The sequence below is a fragment of the Paenibacillus sp. FSL H8-0079 genome, assembly GCF_037991315.1.
Lineage (GTDB): Bacteria > Bacillota > Bacilli > Paenibacillales > Paenibacillaceae > Paenibacillus.
On record NZ_CP150300.1, the window covers coordinates 1,356,642 to 1,373,557 of the forward strand.

A 16,916-nucleotide genomic window follows, 5' to 3' on the forward strand; every position below is an offset into this window, starting at 1 on the left:
TCCGAAAAACTCAATCCTGATAGTACAGTCGGAACAGGATATCCTGGTTGTAGTTGCCGAATCCCTCACCATACAAGGTCAGACCGCCCACATGCTGGGCATCTTCCTCCACTGAGAGACGCAAGGTCCATTGGTTTCGTTCTACCGGAATATCCGCGAGTGTGATTTCGGACAAGTGCTGTCCATCAATAAACGTACCTTCATTCGTAATTCGCAGCACCTTAAGCATGCCATATTGATTGACACTGTCACTCCACCATTCCGGGGTGAACATGCCGCGTCCGTTGCCTGAATCTCCAGGGCTTGTCCATTCCCCCAATCGGATGCCATTAAGCATAAATGTAATATCTGAGGGCCAATTGGGATTCACCGAAGGGGCTTCTGATCCGATCTCCAGAGACAATTCAATGGCATTGATCTGTTGTCCGGATAAGATATAGTTTGGAATTTTGTACTCCACGAATCCACGACCAAACCATAGAATATGGGCGTGCATGCGCTCGGGGTCGAGAAAATAACGAGGGTCATCGTACTGTCCAATGACCTGAGTGGATGTAGCTAGACCACATGTAGGATAGACGTCAAAATGAGTGTAGTGCCCAACAGGTACAGAAACCTCATGAAGCTTGCGGGATGTTCCGGTTTCCTGAGGCATGGAGATGCCAATCCAGTCTACAGCAAGGCTATTCATTTTATGTGTGCCGCCGTCTTTGCGTATCATTTTGGACTGGATAATACCCACATCTTGAAGTTTGCGGACATGCATGGTCACGATGGCACTACTCAGACCCAGTGAAGCAGCGAGGTCTTTCACATTCATCGGTGTCTCTGCAACAAGGCGGATGATCTGTAGACGAACTTCACTGGCGAGTGCTTCATATAGGGGTAGAAATTCAGCATCGGTATTTGCTCTGATCACAAGTGTTCCTCCATTTTCGCGTATTGAATTAAGTTAAACATAAATTCAGTGAAAAGAATAACATTTTGCAAAATTCCTGTTGAAATTAACGCTATAATCGATTTTAATATAAATATGAACGTTGATCCATAGAATATAAATTAATTTTTATATTAATCTTAGGGAGTTGAAATTCATTATGGAAAAAGCAAAAATGACGGTAGACAAGGATTTTACAATTGGCGTAATTGACAAGCGTTTATACGGTTCATTCATTGAGCATCTCGGACGTGCCGTGTACGGTGGAATATATGAGCCTGGACACCCATCTGCGAACGAACAGGGTTTTCGCACGGATGTGCTGGAGATGGTGAAGGAGCTGCAAGTACCGATTGTACGTTACCCTGGGGGAAACTTTGTATCCGGTTACAATTGGGAAGATTCGGTTGGACCAGTGTCAGAACGCAAACGCAGACTTGAACTGGCCTGGAGAACGATTGAGACCAATGAATTTGGCTTCAACGAATTCGTGGACTGGGCGAAACAGGCCAATTCTGAAGTGATGATGGCGGTCAATCTGGGAACACGGGGTACGGATGCAGCTCGCAACATTGTGGAGTACAGCAACCATCCGGAAGGTTCGTATTATAGTGATCTTCGCATCAAGCATGGATACAAGCAGCCGCATGCGATCAAAACATGGTGTCTGGGCAATGAGATGGATGGTCCTTGGCAGATCGGTCACAAAACGGCAGAAGAGTATGGACGGTTAGCTGTTGAAGCGGCAAAAGTCATGAAGTGGACGGACCCGACGATTGAGCTGGTAGCCTGCGGAAGTTCGAACCTGAATATGCCTTCGTTCCCGGAATGGGAAGCAACGGTACTGGATCATACGTATGACCACGTTGAGTATCTGTCCTTGCATCAATACTACGGCAATCAAGAGCAAGATACGCCAACCTTCCTGGCACGCTCGCTTGAAATGGATCGTTTTATCGATACCGTGAAGGCGACTTGTGATTATATCAAAGCGAAGAAGCGTAGCAAGAAGACGATGTATCTTTCCTTTGACGAGTGGAATGTATGGTATCACTCCAATGAAAATGATTCGAAGATGGACCCGTGGCAGATTGCTCCACCACAGCTGGAGGATATCTACAACCACGAGGATGCACTGCTTGTCGGCTGTATGCTTATCAGTATGCTGAAACATGCGGATCGGGTCAAAATGGCCTGTCTGGCACAACTGGTTAACGTGATTGCACCGATCATGACAGATACGGGCGGTGGTTCATGGAGACAGACGATCTTCTATCCATTCATGCATACGTCCCTCTTCGGACGTGGAACAGCATTGGTGCCATTGATCCAGTCTCCAAAATACGATACAAAACAAATCACAGATGTTCCTTATCTGGAAGCTATTGCGGTTCATAACGAAGAGCAGGGTGAAGTGACTGTATTCGCAGTCAACCGTCATCTGGAAGAATCCCTTCCGCTGGAAGTGGATCTGCGCAGCTTCGGGAAGTGTACCGTGATCGAGCATATCGTGCTGGAAAGTGATGATCTCAAAGCAACGAATACAGCTGCACAACCGAACCGTGTCGCTCCTCATAACCGTGGAGGTGCAGTTATATCTGATACCCTGATCACGGCGAGCTTGGCAAAAGCATCATGGAACGTGATTCGTTTGAAAGTTCAGTAATGGTCAGCGTACTTCTTGAATCAAAAAAACTGGGTGCGAGTATATCGCATCCAGTTTTTTTCGTTGTATTTTATAGGGAGAGGGAAGGCATTGGAGTTGCGTGCGCACTTACCCTTTAAAATTCAAAACTTTCTCCGTCGCGTGGAATGAGCACCTGACCATCCAACTGCTCGGATGCCAGATAAGTGGCCAGATCCGTGCGAGACACCACACAATGGTTAATCGCATCCATGTGCACAGCGATGACATGAGCCGACGGTGCATGGCGCTTCACGGCAACAACGTCAGGCCCGTCCATTGTAATGGGATCACCCTCTACGAAGCGAGCTCCTCCGGCGTTTAGGACAATGACTTCAGGGCTGTATTGGCGAATAGCCTCAGCGGGTTCTTCACACCAGATGGTATCCCCGGCAATGTACGTGACAGGTTCTCCATTTGCTTCAAGTACAAAGCCGGACACCTTGCCCATACGTTCGCCGATTTCACCCGTACCATGACGCCCGGAAGTGAGGGCGAATCGAACAGAGTGATACTCATGCTTCTCATCTACAGCTGTTACATCCGTGAATCCAGCTTCTAGAAATGTGTTCTCGTCCCCAGGCTGGCAGATCAGCGGGATGTCCTTGCGAAACTGCTTCGCTGAGGCTTCATCCCAGTGGTCCAGATGGGTGTGTGTGATAATCAACAGATCCGGATTCAGATAATCCGTTTCGAGTTCTGGCAGACCGACTCTTGGGTTACGCAGCTCATTTGGTGTGTTTGGAAAAGCAGGCATGACTTCAGCGTCCATCAGCATCGGGTCGACGAGGATGTTCAGCCCTCCGAATTCCAGCCAGAGTGTAGCATGGCGAATCAATTGAATTTTCATTATATTTGCACTCCTTCAGGTTGTTTAATAGTATTACCCTATATGGTATACAACCCGTTTAACGTCGTACATAACATGATGAACGGAATTAGGCCACTCTAATTTCACTGTGAAAGGATTGCTGAAGCCACATGAATGAAACGATAGATGACACAGATATACGCATTCTGCAGATCCTGATCGAGGATGCCAAACGTTCTCATAAAGAGATTGGTGAAGAGGTGCATCTCACAGGACAGGCCGTCGGTGCAAGAGTGCGCAAGCTGCAAGATCTGGGTGTGATCGAAGGGTATACGGTAAAATGGAACCCGGAACGCCTAGGCCGCGGCCTTCAGGCTTTTGTTACGGTTTTTCTGAACTCCGGCGACAGACATGCCGCCTTTCGTGCATTCATTGCTGAACGTGAGGACATCGTTGAAGTCCACCGCGTCAGCGGAGAAGGCTGTTATCTGATGCGGGTACAGACTGGCACTACAGAGCAGCTTGGACTACTTCTTGAAGCATTGCTGCCTTACGGCAATTACAAAGTCAGCCTGTCCATAGGTGTAGAGAAATCGCAATGATGTAAGCGAAGCTTGTCCTCATCCATCCCGATGCTCAACGAGCTTGCTGCTGTTCCTGTAAAGTCTGCTGAAGCAAAACCACCGCCTGGTTCAGCTCTTTTTTGCTGAGTAGGTGATCAGTCTGAACGTGCGATCGTGTGCCGTCCTTCAGGTACAGGACGAACATGGGGGAGGCAGACAGGAGCCACTTACTGCGGGCAGGTGAGGCAAGTTCAACTTTGCGGATCTGGCTCCATGGAATTTTCCGTTTGCCAGTACGTATAGACTCATCATCCCAAGACAATAACACGGCAGGGTTTCGGGTTAGTCGAGACAGGAACATGAAGAACAATGGACCGATCAACCACATCCCCAGTACGGCCGCGATGGAATAGTATATGGTCTCCAGTCTTTCGGCTTGTCCATCCACGATGATCCACAACAGGATCACGCACAAGAGAAGTAACAGGAAGCATAAACTTCCTTTCCATAGAGCCGTGCTGCGTCGGTAACGAATGTGCTGGTTGTTACGCTCGGGTGTTTCAGGTTGTTGCATAGATCCTCCTCCTAATCAACATTGCTGCTCGCTATGCCAAACGTGCCGCCTGCATGAGCAGAGCGGCATGTTCAACGTTCTTTGTTTACTATAACTCAGGTTCATTACCCTGATATAGCTGAATTTTTACCTGCATCACGCGCATGGGTGTACAAGTCAGCATACACACCTTTGGCTGCGATCAGTTCCTGGTGTGGGCCTTCCTCCACAATCTCACCATCCTCCATCACCAGAATTCGATCGGCATGCATCACCGTAGACAGGCGATGGGCAATGACAATGGTGGTGCGACCCTGGGATACCGATTCCAGCGCCTGCTGCACGAGCTGTTCAGTGTGTGAGTCCAGATTGGCGGTTGCTTCATCCAGAATGAGCACGCGAGGCTGGAACACCACGATCCGGGCAAATGAGATCAACTGCCGCTCCCCGGCAGACAGACCGCTTCCGCGTTCGGATAGATGCGTATCATATCCTTGCGGTAAACGTGAAATCATCGCATGTGCTCCGACAAACCGACAGGCCTCAATCGCCTGCTCTCGCGTAATATCCTCACGAAACATTCTCACATTATCAATAATGGAACCGGAGAATAGGAAGGGTTCCTGTTGAATCAGACCCACGATCCGATGAAGCTTGGCCTGCGGCAGATGCCGGATATCGGTACCATCAATCTCGATACTGCCCTTGTCTACATCATAGAAGCGATTGAGCAGGGAGATCAGTGTACTTTTACCAGCACCTGTTGTTCCCACGATACCTACCATTTCGCCCGGATAGAGGTGCAAGTTCATCTGCTGAATCAAGGGCCGGTCTGCCCGATAACCGAACGATACATCATTAAAATCAATCTGGCCCATTACACTCTGAGGTTCCAGTGACGAAGCCTGTTGAGGTTCGGGATCGGCAACTTCAGGCCGCGTATTCAGAATGTTCCAGATGCGATCCATCGATACGGTCGTGGACTGGAATGTATTCCATTGCATCGTAATCTGGTTAATCGGTTGAAAGAACTGACGGATATAGCTGATAAACGCATACAGTACACCGACTTGCAGGGACTCGCCCAGTACGGCGCGACCCCCAAGCCAGACCATCATGACCAGTGCCGCATTGCCAAGGATATCAAACGTCCGGTTGAATATGACATTGGAGCGGGCTTGAGCAATGTTGGCTTTCAGATGGTGCGCATTTTGTTCCGAGAAGCGTTTCTTCTGTTCTTCTTCCTGGTGAAAAGCTTGAATCAGGAACATGCCGGACAAGTTCTCCGCCGTAAATGCGATCAGACGGGAGAGACGCGTACGGGCATTTTGATAAGCTTTTCGCAGTCGACTACGGAATAATACCGCAACCACCGCAATGACAGGCAGAACGATCAGGGAGTAACTCGCCAGCACCGGATCAAGTTGGAACATAAAGACGATAATCAGCACCAGCATCATGCCATCTCGAATCAGACTGAGCAGTACTTGGGTGAAGAAGCTGCTGATGGTTTCCGTATCACTGGATACGTTCGTGACCAGACTGCCGATATGAAAACGGTCAAAGAAGGACATGGACATTTTGGAGATATGTTTGAACAGGTCCTTTCTGATCCGGGATACAATGTTCTGGCCCACGTGCTGCAACAGATTGTTTTGGATATAGGTGAAAATAAAACTGATGACAGCCAGCCCAAGAAAGATGGCTGCGAGCTGAACGAGAAAGCCTACGCTGGTCTTCCCTATAGCCAGATGATCATCGATAGCGATCTTCACCAGATAAGGTTGCAGCAGATCTGCCGATATGCCAAGCAGTGAGCAGAAGAAGATACCGGCAAAAGCCCATTTATGCGGTTTGGCGTATGCCATCATCGCCTTAAACGAAGTTCGTTTACTCTGATCAGCCTCTGCATCTGGGTGAAGTTCAGCGTTATCGTTAGACATGATGTAATCCCTCCTCCTGCAAACGGTAGGTTACCGCATACAATCCTTTGGCAGCCATCAGCTGAGCATGTGTACCCTGTTCAGCAACGCGCCCTTCATCCAGAACGATAATATCGTCTGCATGACGGACCGCGCTGATGCGATGAGAGATGATCAATGTGGTCTTGCCCTTGCCGATCTCGCGCAAACTTCGCAGAATGCCACTCTCGGTGACAGCATCAACGGCGCTCATGCTGTCATCCAGAATAAGTAACTGTGCTTGCTTGATCAAGCCCCTCGCCAGACTTGTACGTTGCCGTTGTCCACCTGATAACGTGAGTCCTCGTTCGCCAAGTAGGGTATCGAACCGATCGGGAAAACGGACAATATTATCATAGATCATGGCTTGGCGCGCACTATGCTCCACCGTATCCAGCGATACTTCCCGGTCGCTAAATGCGATGTTATCCCGGATGGTGGTACTAAACAGGAATCCATCCTGAGGGACATAGGCGATGCGCGATCTTAGACTTTCCAGCGACAGCTGCCGAATATCTGTACCATTGATGCGGATCGTTCCTTCAGGTGGTTCATATGTACGCAGCAATAGCTTAACGAGGGTACTTTTACCCGAGCCGGTCTTGCCTACAATGCCGACCGTTCGTCCCGCACGGATATTGAGTTGAATGTTTTTGAGAGCAGGAGATGAACTGCCAGGGTAGGAGAAAGTTAGATTCTCCATGGTGATATCTTGTACGGTTTGGAGCGCTGTGGCTTCAGGAAGCTCACGCACATCGGCTACTTCGCTCAGCAGATCATTCACCCGTTCCAGGGATGCGCCTGAGCGCTGGACGGTATTGATGACATTACCGATCTGCTGAAGTGGTCCCATGATGATCCGCAGATATAACGTCAAGGCGACAAAACTTCCGAGCGTAATGGAATTCTGCATGGTCATAATACCACCGACAAGCAAAGAAACGACCAGTGAGATCGCTCCGAGCAGCGGGAGCAAAGCTTGAAACAAGGAAGACAGACGAACGAGTCGAAGCTGTTTGCTCTTGATCGCATCGACGGTGGTTCCAAAGCGGGCACGAGCACTATCTTCAATAGCAAACGTCTTAGTTACGCGAATGCCGCCCAACTGTTCTTCTGCGGATTCCGTCATGGTTGCAAGAGCTTCCTGTACGTCACGAGAGCGCTTGCGAATCCGTGGACCGAAAAACACGACCAGAAATGGAATGGCCAGCAAGGGTACAACACTGATCAGAATAAGCGTCAGCGGAATCCCGCTAAGCAGCATCATGACAATACAGGACAACAGCAGGAATGTTGCATTGGTCATGAGCGTAACGCCGTTGGATATGGCTTCACGGACGGAAGTCACGTCATTCATGACATAACTGAGCAGTTTTCCGTTTCCCTGTTTGGAGAAATAGTGTTCACTGAGTTCGGAAAACTTACTGAATATACGCTCACGCGTCATGAATTCGAAGCGTCGACCGAGCTTCATAATCATGAATTGTCCGGTGCCGAACAGTAGATTATACCCGATGGCAATAGCTAGCAGGGAAAGGCTGTACCTTACGACAGTCTGCATCTGGAGCGTATTCTGCATCAACTGATCCGTGAAACTGCCCAGTATGCGGGGCAAGGATGCCTGCCCGACATTGGATGCAATAATTAGAAGAACAGCAACCAGATAGATAGGCCAGTTGGACACAACGTAACCGCGAAGTAATCCTTTCTTGGACATAAGCATTGTTCTCCTTTTGGTATAGGTGAAGTCAGTCCAGCATGTGGAGTCAAGAAAAGGGCCGACACCTGTTATTAGCGCGTCGTGCCCTCTTACTGTATGCGATCTGGTTTGCAGTTTATCCGTCATCCGATGGATTTCTCTATTCTTATTTTTGCGCTAATCCGAATGGATGTCAACGAAGCCACTTAGCAAAAGCTGGTGGCTTGGACTAGTGAACGCGGAGAAGAGATGTATGCCGTGTTCCTGTGTTGTATTCACCAGATGTCGAAATTACTGAAACATTTTCTAAGGGTATCCCGTCTGTAGGAATGAAGAGGTAAAAAATAGGCTTTACTAATCATATGGAGGTGCCAGGAAATGAAACATAAAAAAGGATTGGCTGCAACACTTGCGCTCTGCGTTTCTTTGACAGCAGGAGGTGCATCGGTACTCGCTTTTTCAGATGTGAAGGATGAAGGACAGAAGTCGGTTGTGGATTCTTTGAAATCAAAAGGCATTGTTAACGGAGTAACGGCGGATCTGTTCCGTCCAGATCTTGCATTGTCCGAGCCTCAGGGTGTTCAACTGATTGTGAATGCATTTGGTCTGAAAAATGCATACGCTGCGTCTTCCGCTCAGGATAAAATTAGCCCGGACACGTGGTATGCCGATGCTGTTCAAGCGGCTACGCAAAATGGATTGTCCGTTCCGGTAGAAGTGAACCCGCAGGGCAAGATGACACGTGAGCAGTTTGTTATTTTGCTGCATGAAGGAATTAACACAACCGGCAATTATCCGGTGATCATGTTGTATAATGGTATCAAGGACGAAAATAAAATCGGTAAGGACGCCAAATCTGCAGTCCAGAACCTGCTGAACATGAACATCATTGAACTGGATAAGGACGGTAACTTCCGTCCAGATCAGTCGCTTACCCGTATGGAGGCTGCAAGCATGATCTTCAATGCACTTGAATTTGTAGATAAACACGGCAATGGCGGCTCAGCAGAGCCAGCTCCAACCACTCCAGGTGAAGGCCAGCAAGCGATCGTACCTGAAGTGACAACGACGAAGGTTGATGACAAAACAACTAAAGTTAAACTCAGTGCTGAAATGCCTCACCCTGGTTATGGATTGAAGATTGATGATGTAAAATTGGAGAAGGATGGACGTGCCATCGTGCTCTATTCCATTATTCAACCTGATCCGGACATGATGTATCCGATGGTTATCACGAATGTGACTGCAGAAACGGATATCCCAACAGGCTATACGGCAGAAGCTCAGCCTTCTGGCAAGTAATCTATTTTTCTAAACAGAATATAGCTTAACTTAAAAACCCACTCTTCATGCGTACATGGAGGGTGGGTTTTCCGTTGCTGAGGGTTATTCTTCCAGCGGTTTATAGTCAAACCAATCAAAACTTGCAGGAGTGCGTTCCCCCGAGGGATCGTAGGCATACATGGCTATAATCACACCTGTGAAGCCACTTGCCACTTCGGTAGACAACAGATGGGTTTCACCCGAACCTACTTCGATGGCATCGGATGAGCCTTGCTGGTAGAGGAACGTAAAGTGATTCCGGTCGGCCTTGATCTGTAAAACAATCGGACCCTGCTCACAGTCAAGCATCTGTTCAGTTCGTAGAGAACCGACAGTTCGTCGTAGGATGATTTTTTTCTGGCCGTCGATCTGTGTTACAGCCAAGTCATAATGATATTTATTATTCATAAATACAGTTAATCCGGCTTCACCGCCGCTCGCACCTGGCTCATAATGCAGCTCGGCAGCCATGTTGCATAAGAAATGGCTCAAGCGACGCCCGACAAAGGCTGGATTTTGTCCATCATCGAGCGAAACTGAATGACCCCGCAGGATGAGTTGCCCGGGATTTTCTGTGAGCGTCCAACTATCCGGAGCCGGGTTCCGCAAGAAGATCCAGTTCATGTTCAATGTTGGTTCGTCAAAATGATCCCGTATAGCCTGAGGTGACCAAGGATGCTCAGGCAACGAAGGTCTGGTCATCTCCGGCTGAATATGTCCGTCCACACCGATTATCGGCCAGTTATCTTCTGTCCACGTGACAGGGGCCAGGAAGGTCTCGCGCCCCAGATGGTGTCGCATGGGGTAACCTGCCGGACGAAGGCCCAGACATACGGCCCACCAGCTTCCATCCTGGATCTGGACAAGGTCTGCATGACCCGTTGCATGGATACTGGATTTCATGCTTCGATTGGACAGAATCGGATTATGAGGGCACGGTTCAAATGGTCCGTATGGATCTGTGCTTCGAGCAACGGTCTCCATGTGACCATACTCCGTTCCACCTTCGGCGATCATCAAATAGTAGAAGTCATTTATTTTGTACAGGTGGGGAGCTTCGGGGGCTGCTCCTCCGGTTCCGGTCCAGATCAATCGGCTATTGGTTAGTCTGGCTCCGGTCGTGATGTCTATCTCGCACTGATAGATGCCCTCGCCTTCATCCCCATTACAGGCCGTTTGAAAATACACACGACCATCTTCATCAAATAGAAAAGAGGGATCTATACCATCTTGATCAACAAAGATGGGAGTAGACCATGGCCCTTCGGGTTGGGTGCTACGTACATATAGATTTCCGCCGCCGCTGACATTGGTTGTTGTCATATAGAACCAGCCATCATGATACCGGAGTGTTGGAGCATAAATACCGCCAGAGCTGCCTGCATTCGCTAGAGGAAGTTGTTCTGGGGTAGTAAGGATATGACCGATCTGACGCCAGTTCACAAGGTCTTTACTGTGGAAGAGGGGTACACCCGGGAAGTATTCAAAGGTACTAGTCACCAGATAAAAGTCTTCATCTACACGGCAGATACTTGGATCTGGATAAAAACCCGGAATCACCGGATTAGTATATTTCATCATGTTATACTCCTATTCATTGTGAGAGTTTAGTACGAATCTGGACACATTGAGAATCCCTGCTACAAGGCGAATTATAACGCTTTTTAGTATATGGAACCTTGATTTTTCGGTCCTGGAATAGCATGATATAGACATTCAACCCAACTATGTTCGCGGAGGGGAATGCTTTTGAGTAATGCATATTTGAGATGGTTTACTTCAGACCATCAACAATTTCCGTTTTTTATTCAGTACGGTGGACATGTTGAGGACATGGAGCTTCATAATCATATGGATTTTACGGAACTTGTGATTGTTCTGAATGGTCATGCAACCCATGTGGTGAACACCGAGGAATTTTTTATTAAAAAAGGAAACGCGTTTGTCATCAATGGTGACACCCATCATGCGTATAAAGACCCTCATGATTTTAGGATCTGTAACGTGATGTTCAGTCCCGAGATGCTTGCTTCGGCTGGGCCTGATCTTAGGAAATCCAACGGCTTCCAGGCACTGTTTGTTTTGGAACCGTTTTATCGCAATACCCACTCATTTCCGAGTAAACTGGCGTTATCCATTTCCAGTCTGGAGTATGTCGAATCGTTGATATCGTTCATGATTGAGGAGTATCACAGTAAACAGCAAGGCTATCAGACGATGCTGATCTCACGTCTAACGGAGATGGTTGTATATTTGTCGAGGCAATATGATACGCAGGAAAAGGGCATTGAGGGCAATAATTTGATGCATCTGGCGAATGCCATTTCATATATTGAGGATCATTATCTGGAGCCATTGTCGCTGGAGGACATTGCGGGGAAGTCGAACATCTCGATAAGGCATCTGAATCGGATTTTTCGATCCTATTATCAGATGACTCCGATCTCTTATCTGCAGAAGTTGCGTCTGGAAAAGGCTTGTCATCTATTGAAAAACGGGAACCTGTCCATTACGGAAATTTCGTATGAATGCGGGTTTAACGACAGTAATTATTTCACCCGCCAGTTTAAGAAAGCCTTTGGAGAGTCTCCCAAAACATACAGGCAAAATCATTAATATGGGAAACAACAAAATAGGGCCTCCGCATAGGGAAGCCCTGTTTAATGTTTTTCAGAGACACGCTAATAGTTCAAAAGGCGACCATTATCATGCCACTGACCGTACATTTTATTTTCCTTCGTATTGGTTATGAATTTATCCAATCTCTTCTGGAATAATGCTGGCTGATTCTTAACACTTTGGATCGTATCGATCCGAACGTTTTGATACAGGGTAGGGAAGGACAGGAAGTTCGTATAAACCCGTTGGTCCTCTTTCAGCCTTTGTTCGATCACACCATCAATAATGAAAGCATTCAGGTCCATCACAGGAAGAACCTTTCTGCCCTTGTCATGCATCAAGCCCAACTTTTCAAGACGGCGGACACGTTCCTTGTTCAATTCAGTCCAAGAGCTTCGTTTGCTTCGGGGAGATAATCTCTGTGCTAATTGGGTCTCGGATATTTTCTTTTTGACACCATCGATCCATCCGAAACATAACGACTCTTCAACCACGTCCAAGTACAGCAGGGTATCCGAAGTTGGTTTCATGCTCACAATCACCCAACAAGAATTCTGGACTTTTCCGTGCTCTTGCAACCAATTTCTCAATTCTTCCCTCGATGTCACGGGGATACAATGTACATTTTCCATCGAATCGTTGTCTATACTTGAGCCGGTTCTTGATACCAAAAGAGTGAATAGTCGTTCATGATGGAGGCGTGCCCCAATTGACGCAGCATAGTAGATACATTGCCTCGGTGGTAGGTCCCGTGATTGACCAGATGGAATACCATTTCCGATAAGCTGGTTTCGCGTACTCCGGCAAATGGGTTATTGAGTAGAACGGTTTGTTCCAGATCATCTTGGCCTTGGAGGCACTCACTGTATTGTACCGACAATTCGGCAAAACATTGGATGTACTCATCAATTGAACCGTGTATCTCACTATTGAGAGGTATGCATGCTTGCAGCGCCTCGGGCATACCTGTGCCGGTTAACACCAGGTACCACATCTTATCCACGGCATAGATATGGCTGAGGGCATGAGCGATGGTTGGAAACGAACTATTCACTTCCTGACTCAGTACAGAAGCGGGCAGTTCCTTGATTCTGCTCAAGATGGTTTGAGTGGCCCATGAGTGGTAGTTATACATCTGCTCCGGATGATTCATTAATAATTGTCTCCTTTAATTTGGCGGTGGATTGGGTTACTTACTGAGACGATTATAAAAAAAGAAGTATGACAACAGCGTGTCATACTTCTTCATAGAGCTTGAGTGCGTTTTGAAGTTGTTCTTTCAGAATGCCACGTAATTCAATCGGTTCAAGCACCTCGGCGCCACTGCCCAAACTAAGTAGAAACGACCATAACCACTTGGCATGTAACGGCTGATGGACCCGGATATGCATCGTCATACTTCCATCCTCGTGAAATTGCTTATCCGCTTGTTGAAAATGATCCATAGCTTCCGCGAGTGCTTCCGGTTTCACTAGAAATACAACATCACTGATCTGGTCTTGCCATGATGGATCTGACACAACAGTCGCCTGAGGAAGCTCCAGATGTGGTTGAAAGTGTTCCGATGTCAGGTGCACGTTCATCATCCGGGACAGTCGAAACTCCCGATAATCCTGCCTTGTCTGGCAAAATCCATAAACGTACCAATTACGATATTTAAAATGAAGTCTTACTGGTTCCAGATGGCGGGTTATATGTTCATTTTTCGTATTGATGTAGTCAAAACGCACAACTTGATGCTTCGTAATCCCTGTACGGAGATGAGGAAGGGCGTCGGGTTCCGTTCGACGAGTCTCCAGATCCACCGATAGACTTGGGTTCTGATGCTCGGGTCCAATCGTCTGTAGACGTTCAATGGTTCCCTGTGCACGCGCGTCTTCGAATACGGTGGATAGACTGCTAAGGACCGTAATCAGGGCATCCACATCATAAGAACCGAGCAGGCTCTTATCCATTTTATATCCATCCATCATGCCATATCCGCCTTTAAGTCCCTGATGGGAGACAACCGGAAAGCCAGCTGCGCAGATTACATCAATATCCCGATAGATCGTTCTGGGGGACACCTGAAACTCTTCCGCCAGAGTGGAAGCAGACAACACTTCGTGGTTCAGTAGTTTATATATGATTGAGATTAATCGCTCCAGTTTCAAAAGGTATCCCCGCCCGTTATTCCATTTTGTCATTCCAGGCCATTATTATATCACGACATAGCAAACAAGATGGAAGGCTACAACTGGTCAACATAATTTATATAACCTACTATGTTTTGTTCCAGCTGGAATGAACAAGGGAGTGGTCAGGATGAAACAACAAAAAAAGAGTGCTGAATCGCACTCTTTCTAAGGTACATTATTGTTGTGTTGAACAGTTATCTTGGTAATCCTGTGTTGAGCTGCCATTTCAAGCTTTATGTCAGAGGGGGCTCTATTCCTCTTGCACGTTATAGAGAACGCGAGCAAGCAGATTCTGTCCGTAATTGCCAAAGTTTTTGCCGAAGATTGTTAAGCCACGTTTGTTCAAAGGTCCGTCCGTTACAGCAATGCGGAAGTGAATATCGCTTTTGTAATCCAAACCAATCTGGTCCAGCGTTACGTCCGAGATACGACATCCATCAATATAGCTACCTTCCTGCGTGATTCGGATCAGCTTCAGCATGCCGTACTGATTCAGATGGGGAGGCCACCATTCCGGGTTAAAGGTACCACGTGTATTGCCAAAATCCCCCGGACTCGTCCAGCAGCCAATCTCAATACCGTTAATGTAGAAATAAATATCCGAAGGGTAATTGTCGCAAAAGCCAGGTGCCTCCGAACCCAGTTCCATCGACAACTGAATTTCGCTAAACGACTGATTGGGCTTGAGATAGTTGGGAATCCGATATTCCAGATAACCTTCAGCCAGCCAGATCATCTCCGCATCAATTCGCAATGGATCAGCAAAGTAACGCGGATCATCGAATTCTCCAACAATACTGTCTCGGGTAGCGAGACCACATGTAGGTGCTGCCTGATAATCGCTGTAGTGTCCTACCTGAATTTCCACCTCGTAACGGTTGTTAATCTCCTGTGAACGCAGATCAACCATTAATTTTTCCTCATTGAGATAACATATTTTCTGAATTCCATGTTTACCAACAGCGGTGTTGATCTCGATCAATCCGCTTTCTTCGAGCTTCTTGATATGCATCGTGATGGCACCATTGCTAAGTCCAAGTTTGGTTGCAAGATCATTGAGATTAAGACTTTGGTTTTTGGCCAGAAGCTCAATGATCTGAATCCGGATTTCTGAACTGAGCGCTTTGAAGATATTCACACCCGACATCAGATCTTTAATATAAATCATAGGTGGAGTTCCTTTCCCCGTTCTGAACAAAGTCTCTTTGTAACAGACATTTGCACATTTATATGTTTTATTTCAGATAATTATAAATCATTCCCTCATGGAAGGGAAGGGCAGAGAAATAGAAGCCAAAACCCCTATGTATAGCGCAAATAGGAGTATATAATTTATATTTTGTTCACTATTCCGGTTAAAATAAGTGTTAATCAGTTCACATATATTTGAAATATACCATTGAAATGTCATGTAACCGCTTTTATAATCCTATTATACCTAAATTGATTCATTACTTCATGAACCTAATTAACCATTTGATCAGGAAAGGTGGAGTTCGGTTTGGAAAAGTTAAGCAATGTGAAGAGGTTTAAGTGGAAACAGTTGGCGTTACCGGCATTACTTGTGATGGTACTACTGCTTGCAGGTCAGTCAAAAGCTATGGCGGCGTTCTGGAATCTGACCGGTGATACCGCCGTTCATGATCCATCAATCATTAAAGAGGGCAGTTCCTGGTACACCTTCTCAACCGGTCCGGGCATTCAGGTGTTGAAATCGGATAATGGATCGTCCTGGTATCGTGTTCCACAGATCTTCTTAAGTAAACCATCCTGGTGGGCTTCTGCGGTTCCGGGACAAAGCGGATTGGATGTATGGGCACCAGACGTAGAGCAGTACAACGGAAAAGTATGGCTCTATTATTCAATCTCCACCTTTGGTTCCAATCGGTCTGCGATTGGTCTTGCGTCCGCGAACAGTATTGGTGCGGGACAGTGGAAAGACGAAGGGTTAGTACTTCAGACCACGACCGCCAATAATTATAATGCCATTGATCCGAATCTGGTCATTGATGCTTCAGGCAATCCATGGCTGGCCTTTGGTTCTTTCTGGAGCGGTCTGAAGATTGTCAAGCTGGACAAAAACACGATGAAACCGACGGGAAGCATAACTTCCATTGCTGCGCGTCCGAATAACGGGGGTGCTATTGAAGGACCAAGTGTTGTATATCGTGGCGGATACTATTACCTGTTTGCTTCAATCGATTCTTGCTGCCAAGGGGTAAACAGTACCTACAAGATGGTCTATGGGCGTTCGACCAGTATTACAGGCCCTTATGTGGATAAAAACGGAGTGAATATGCTAAATGGCGGCGGAACGGTACTGGATACAGGCAATGTGAAATGGAAAGGTCCAGGTGGTCAGGACGTATATAACGGGAATGTCATTGCACGACACGCCTATGATGCAGAGGATAATGGCAATCCAAAATTGCTGATTAATGACTTGCTGTGGGACGCTAATGGTTGGCCGAAATATTGATTTACTTTAGATAAATATAAAATGTTTTATAAAAGTATTGACTAAAGTGATCTGGATTTGTTAAATTTAACAACAGAAATCCTATTTCATCCAATTGAATACGGTTACAA

The 16,916-nt window shown here is 47.0% G+C and carries 15 protein-coding genes; 5 read left to right on the top strand and 10 right to left on the bottom strand.

Annotation, left to right across the window (positions count from 1 at the left end):
* Nucleotides 1-10: 10 nt before the first annotated feature.
* Entirely contained in the window at nucleotides 11-919 is a 909-nt protein-coding gene (locus MHI06_RS05895; RefSeq protein ID WP_340400806.1) for an ArsR family transcriptional regulator, read from the bottom strand.
* Between the two features lie 178 nt (nucleotides 920-1,097).
* Here MHI06_RS05895 and MHI06_RS05900 point away from each other — a divergent pair, with 178 nt between their 5' ends.
* Nucleotides 1,098-2,603, top strand: a complete 1,506-nt coding sequence (locus tag MHI06_RS05900; RefSeq protein WP_340400807.1) for an alpha-N-arabinofuranosidase — start codon at nucleotides 1,098-1,100, stop codon at nucleotides 2,601-2,603.
* Nucleotides 2,604-2,718: 115 nt separating this feature from the next.
* On the opposite strand, the gene MHI06_RS05905 is transcribed toward MHI06_RS05900, so the two are convergent.
* Nucleotides 2,719-3,471 (bottom strand): MBL fold metallo-hydrolase, encoded by a 753-nt coding sequence (locus MHI06_RS05905; protein ID WP_340400808.1) that lies wholly within the window; start codon nucleotides 3,469-3,471, stop codon nucleotides 2,719-2,721.
* Nucleotides 3,472-3,602: 131 nt separating this feature from the next.
* Between MHI06_RS05905 and MHI06_RS05910 the strand changes: the two genes are divergently transcribed.
* A complete protein-coding gene (locus MHI06_RS05910) occupies nucleotides 3,603-4,034 on the top strand; it encodes an Lrp/AsnC family transcriptional regulator (RefSeq protein WP_340400809.1) in 432 nt (143 codons plus the stop codon).
* A 34-nt stretch (nucleotides 4,035-4,068) separates the two neighbouring features.
* Here the strand turns inward: MHI06_RS05910 and MHI06_RS05915 are convergent, their stop codons facing one another.
* From MHI06_RS05915 to MHI06_RS05925, 3 genes are all read right to left on the bottom strand, one after another.
* Entirely contained in the window at nucleotides 4,069-4,569 is a 501-nt protein-coding gene (locus MHI06_RS05915; protein ID WP_340400810.1) for a hypothetical protein, read from the bottom strand.
* 104 nt (nucleotides 4,570-4,673) lie between these two features.
* Nucleotides 4,674-6,491, bottom strand: a complete 1,818-nt coding sequence (locus MHI06_RS05920) for an ABC transporter ATP-binding protein (protein ID WP_340400811.1) — start codon at nucleotides 6,489-6,491, stop codon at nucleotides 4,674-4,676.
* The gene (locus MHI06_RS05925) at nucleotides 6,484-8,226 is read right to left on the bottom strand and encodes an ABC transporter ATP-binding protein (protein ID WP_340400812.1); all 1,743 of its coding nucleotides are present in this window, start codon (nucleotides 8,224-8,226) and stop codon (nucleotides 6,484-6,486) included. Before MHI06_RS05925 ends, MHI06_RS05920 begins: the two co-directional genes overlap by 8 nt.
* A 360-nt stretch (nucleotides 8,227-8,586) precedes the next feature.
* Here MHI06_RS05925 and MHI06_RS05930 point away from each other — a divergent pair, with 360 nt between their 5' ends.
* Nucleotides 8,587-9,510 (top strand): S-layer homology domain-containing protein, encoded by a 924-nt coding sequence (locus MHI06_RS05930; protein WP_340400813.1) that lies wholly within the window; start codon nucleotides 8,587-8,589, stop codon nucleotides 9,508-9,510.
* A gap of 84 nt (nucleotides 9,511-9,594) precedes the next feature.
* Here MHI06_RS05930 and MHI06_RS05935 read toward each other — a convergent pair whose 3' ends face one another.
* Nucleotides 9,595-11,109 carry a glycoside hydrolase family 43 protein gene (locus MHI06_RS05935; protein WP_340402061.1) on the bottom strand — a complete coding sequence of 505 codons (1,515 nt, stop codon included), beginning with the start codon at nucleotides 11,107-11,109 and terminating at the stop codon, nucleotides 9,595-9,597.
* 171 nt (nucleotides 11,110-11,280) lie between these two features.
* Here MHI06_RS05935 and MHI06_RS05940 point away from each other — a divergent pair, with 171 nt between their 5' ends.
* Complete coding sequence (locus MHI06_RS05940; protein WP_340400814.1) at nucleotides 11,281-12,147, top strand: helix-turn-helix domain-containing protein; 867 nt, start codon at nucleotides 11,281-11,283, stop codon at nucleotides 12,145-12,147.
* Between the two features lie 65 nt (nucleotides 12,148-12,212).
* On the opposite strand, the gene MHI06_RS05945 is transcribed toward MHI06_RS05940, so the two are convergent.
* From MHI06_RS05945 to MHI06_RS05960, 4 genes are all read right to left on the bottom strand, one after another.
* Entirely contained in the window at nucleotides 12,213-12,782 is a 570-nt protein-coding gene (locus tag MHI06_RS05945; protein ID WP_340400815.1) for a YdeI/OmpD-associated family protein, read from the bottom strand.
* Between the two features lie 11 nt (nucleotides 12,783-12,793).
* Nucleotides 12,794-13,303 carry a DinB family protein gene (locus tag MHI06_RS05950; protein WP_340400816.1) on the bottom strand — a complete coding sequence of 170 codons (510 nt, stop codon included), beginning with the start codon at nucleotides 13,301-13,303 and terminating at the stop codon, nucleotides 12,794-12,796.
* Nucleotides 13,304-13,385: 82 nt separating this feature from the next.
* The gene (locus MHI06_RS05955; protein WP_340400817.1) at nucleotides 13,386-14,303 is read right to left on the bottom strand and encodes a YafY family protein; all 918 of its coding nucleotides are present in this window, start codon (nucleotides 14,301-14,303) and stop codon (nucleotides 13,386-13,388) included.
* A gap of 274 nt (nucleotides 14,304-14,577) precedes the next feature.
* Nucleotides 14,578-15,495, bottom strand: coding sequence for a winged helix-turn-helix transcriptional regulator (locus tag MHI06_RS05960; RefSeq protein WP_062832986.1), 918 nt, complete (start codon nucleotides 15,493-15,495; stop codon nucleotides 14,578-14,580).
* 399 nt (nucleotides 15,496-15,894) lie between these two features.
* Between MHI06_RS05960 and MHI06_RS05965 the strand changes: the two genes are divergently transcribed.
* A complete protein-coding gene (locus tag MHI06_RS05965) occupies nucleotides 15,895-16,806 on the top strand; it encodes a glycoside hydrolase family 43 protein (protein ID WP_340402062.1) in 912 nt (303 codons plus the stop codon).
* The last annotated feature ends 110 nt before the right edge of the window (nucleotides 16,807-16,916 follow it).